This is a genomic window from uncultured Pseudacidovorax sp., from assembly GCF_913773995.1.
GTDB lineage: Bacteria > Pseudomonadota > Gammaproteobacteria > Burkholderiales > Burkholderiaceae_C > Xenophilus.
Genome location: NZ_CAJYES010000004.1, coordinates 1 through 3034, shown reverse-complemented (window position 1 = coordinate 3034; position 3034 = coordinate 1). Strand labels below are relative to the sequence as shown.

Sequence of the window (3034 nt, the reverse complement as noted above, 5' to 3'; positions counted from 1 at the left end):
ACGCGGCAGCTGCTGCTGCTCACGGCGCTGGCCGACGAGGGCAACATCCACGCGGCCGCCCGCGCACTCAACATCACGCAGCCCGCGGCCAGCAAGCTGCTCAAGGACCTGGAGGACGTGCTGGAGGTGCCGCTGTTCGAGCGCCTGCCCCGGGGCATGCGGCCCACCTGGTACGGAGAGACCATGATCCGCCACGCCCGCCAGGCGCTGGCCAGCCTCAACCAGGCGCATGAGGAGCTGATGTCGCTCAAGGCCGGCCGCTACGGCCAGGTGGGCGTGGGCGCGATCACCTCCCCCGGCCTCGCGCTGCTGCCGCAGGCGGTGGCGGCCGTGAAGCGCGAGCAGCCCAGCCTGCGCGTGGTGCTGGAGATCGAGACCAGCCCGGTGCTGGTCGACTACCTGCGCCAGGGGCGGCTGGACATCCTGGTGGCGCGCATCTTTGCCGACGACGACAAGTCGAACCTGCGCTACGAGCCGCTGACGGGCGAGCCCGTATGTGCGGTCGCCCGGCCGGGCCACCCGCTGTCGAGTGCGGCAGGGCTCACGCTGGGTGACGTGGCGACCCGGCCGTGGATCGTGCCGCCGGCGGGCAGCGTGCTGCGGCACCGCTTCGACCTGATGTTCCAGGAGGCCGGCCTGGCCCCGCCCTTCGACGTGGTCGAGACCGCGGCCCTGCTGTTCATCACCCGCATGCTGCAGCAGAGCGACATGCTGTGCGTGATGGCCACGGAAGTGGCGCGCTACTACGCCGGCCACGGCATCCTGAGCATCCTGCCGCTGGACATGCCCTGCCACATGGACGACTTCGGCCTCATCACCCGCACCGACCGGCAACTGTCCCCGGGCGCCACGCTGCTGATGCAGGCGCTACGCACTGCCTGCCGGCCCGTCTACGGCCTCAGTCCCTGACCCCGCATTGCTCCTCTCCCCGCTGGGGAGAGGCAGGGTGAGGGGCCGCGGGCGCTCAATCCGTCACGCGGCAGTCTCCGCTGACCATGCTCAAACCCACCCCGCATCTACGGTGAATTCCTGCGCCGTGCACATGCGCCCTGCGTCGCTGGCCAGGAAGGCCACCATGTGCGCGATGTCCTGCGGCGCCAGGCGGTCGGGCAGGCACTGGTTGCGCGCGAGCTCCTTCTCGCCCTCGGCATCGAGCCAGAGCGCGATCTGCCGCTCGGTCATCACCCAGCCGGGCGAGACCGTGTTGATGCGGATGCGGTCCTGCCCCAGCGTGCGGGCCAGCCCGCGCGTCAGGCCGTTCACCGACGACTTGGCGATCGCATAGCAGGGGTAGCCGCTGCCCTTGCCCTGCCAGCCGGTCGAGCCCAGGTTGACCACCGATCCGCCGCCCAGCCGGCGCATGCCGGGCACCACGGACTGGATCGCGAAGAAGGCCGGACGCTCGTTGATGGCCATGCGCTCGTCGTAGTACTGCGGCGTCACCGATTCGAGCGTGTGCCGGTCGTCGCTGGCCACGTTGTTGACCAGCACGGTGAAGTCGCCCAGTTCCGCGGCCGCATCCGCGATGGCGGCCTGCAGCGCGGGCACGTCGCGCACATCGCAGCGCCGCCACCAGGGCGCCGGCAGGCCTTCGGCGGCCAGCGACTCCGCCAGCGCACGGCTCGGTGCCTCGGCGATGTCGACGAAGGCGACCTGCATGCCCTGGCGTGTCAGCTCGCCCACGATGGCGGCCCCGATGCCGCTGCCCCCGCCGGTGACGAAGGCGCGGCGGCCCTGAAGACCCGGGTAGCGGGCGGAAGCGGTGCCGAAGGTGTTCGATGATGGGATATTCATTTGTGTATCGAATGAGGCCAATAAATCATGCAACGCTCATCAATATGCCCGGCTAGCATCGATGGCGTCAAGACAAGACAAACGCGAGACAAATATGGCGAGGCCCTGCGCATGACTTCCTCCTTGCCGCCCGCCGCCCGCGGGCCGGCGCTGCATGCCGGTCCGGCCCAGTGCGTGCTCGATGCCCGCGCCCAGCTCGGCGAGGGCGCGCTGTGGTCGCCGCGCCGGCAGGCGCTGTGGTGGGTCGACATCCTGTCGCACCGGCTCTTCAGCTGGCGCCCCGCTGACGGAGAGGCGCTGTGCTGGCAGTTCGGCGAAGAGGTCTCGGCCGTGGCCGAGCGGCGTGATGGCACCGGCCTGATGCTGGCGCTGCGCCGGGGCATGGCCCACTTCGATCCCGAAGCGCCGGGCACGCAGCCGGTCTATCTGCACCAGCCCGCGGGCGAGCCGGCCAGCAACCGCTTCAACGACGGCCGCTGCGACCGGCATGGGCGCTTCTGGGCCGGCAGCATGGATTTCGACGCGCGCCAGCCCACCGGCCACCTGTACTGCTACGACGAGGCGGGCCGCTGCGACCGCCTTCTGCTGGGCCTGCGCGTCACCAACGGTCCCGCCTGGTCGCTGGACGGACGGCGCATGTATGTGAACGACACGGTGGGCCGGCATGTGCTGGCCTGCGAGGTGGACCCTGTCAGCGGCCCGCGTGTGCCGCTTCGCCCCTGGTTGACCTTCGGCGCGGGCGATGGCCATCCCGACGGCATGACGGTCGATGCGCAGGGGCGCCTGTGGATCGCGCACTGGGGCGGCGGCTGCGTCAGCGCCCACGACCCCGACACTGGCGAGGAGCTGGACCGCATCGCCGTGCCCGCCAGCCAGGTCACGCACTGCGCCTTCGGCGGCGAGGACCTGCGCACGCTCTACATCACGACCGCGCGTGTGGGCCTCGACGACGTGGCGCTGCGCGCCGAGCCGCTCGCTGGTGGGCTTTTTGCCGTGCCGATGAACGTCGCCGGCCTGCCGGCCCATGCCTTTGGATCTGTCGCATGAACCTCTCCGACCTCGCCGGCGCGCCGGCATCACCTGTCGATTCGGTCGAGGCCGCCGATGCGGGCGTGCTCGTCGCGGACGCGCAAGGCCGCCACTGGCTGCAGCATGCCGGTCAGCGACTGGCGGTCGTCCCCTCCCGCGGTGGCGCAGTGGCCGCCTGGCAGTGGCTACCGCCGCAGGGCGCGCCGGTGGA

4 protein-coding genes are annotated in these 3034 nt (G+C 71.1%); 3 read left to right on the top strand and 1 reads right to left on the bottom strand.

From position 1 onward, the window contains the following. On the top strand, positions 1 to 909 hold a 909-nt coding region (locus QZ772_RS00335; protein WP_295521812.1), incomplete at its 5' end, for a LysR family transcriptional regulator. A gap of 90 nt (positions 910 to 999) precedes the next feature. Here the strand turns inward: QZ772_RS00335 and QZ772_RS00330 are convergent. Beyond that, positions 1000 to 1794 (bottom strand): SDR family oxidoreductase, encoded by a 795-nt coding sequence (locus tag QZ772_RS00330; protein ID WP_295521809.1) that lies wholly within the window; start codon positions 1792 to 1794, stop codon positions 1000 to 1002. A gap of 111 nt (positions 1795 to 1905) precedes the next feature. On the opposite strand from QZ772_RS00330, the gene QZ772_RS00325 reads away from it, so the two are divergent. Continuing rightward, complete coding sequence (locus QZ772_RS00325; RefSeq protein WP_295521806.1) at positions 1906 to 2841, top strand: SMP-30/gluconolactonase/LRE family protein; 936 nt, start codon at positions 1906 to 1908, stop codon at positions 2839 to 2841. Then, a partial coding sequence (locus QZ772_RS00320; RefSeq protein WP_295521804.1) for a hypothetical protein occupies positions 2838 to 3034 on the top strand: 197 nt, incomplete at its 3' end. The genes QZ772_RS00325 and QZ772_RS00320, both read left to right, overlap by 4 nt.

What these genes read in the sequence shown, in the direction of transcription:
- QZ772_RS00325 (WP_295521806.1), top strand. Translation starts at nt 1,906, where the DNA reads ATGACTTCCTCCTTGCCGCCCGCCGCCCGCGGGCCGGCGCTGCATGCC.
- QZ772_RS00330 (WP_295521809.1), bottom strand. Translation starts at nt 1,794, where the DNA reads ATGAATATCCCATCATCGAACACCTTCGGCACCGCTTCCGCCCGCTAC.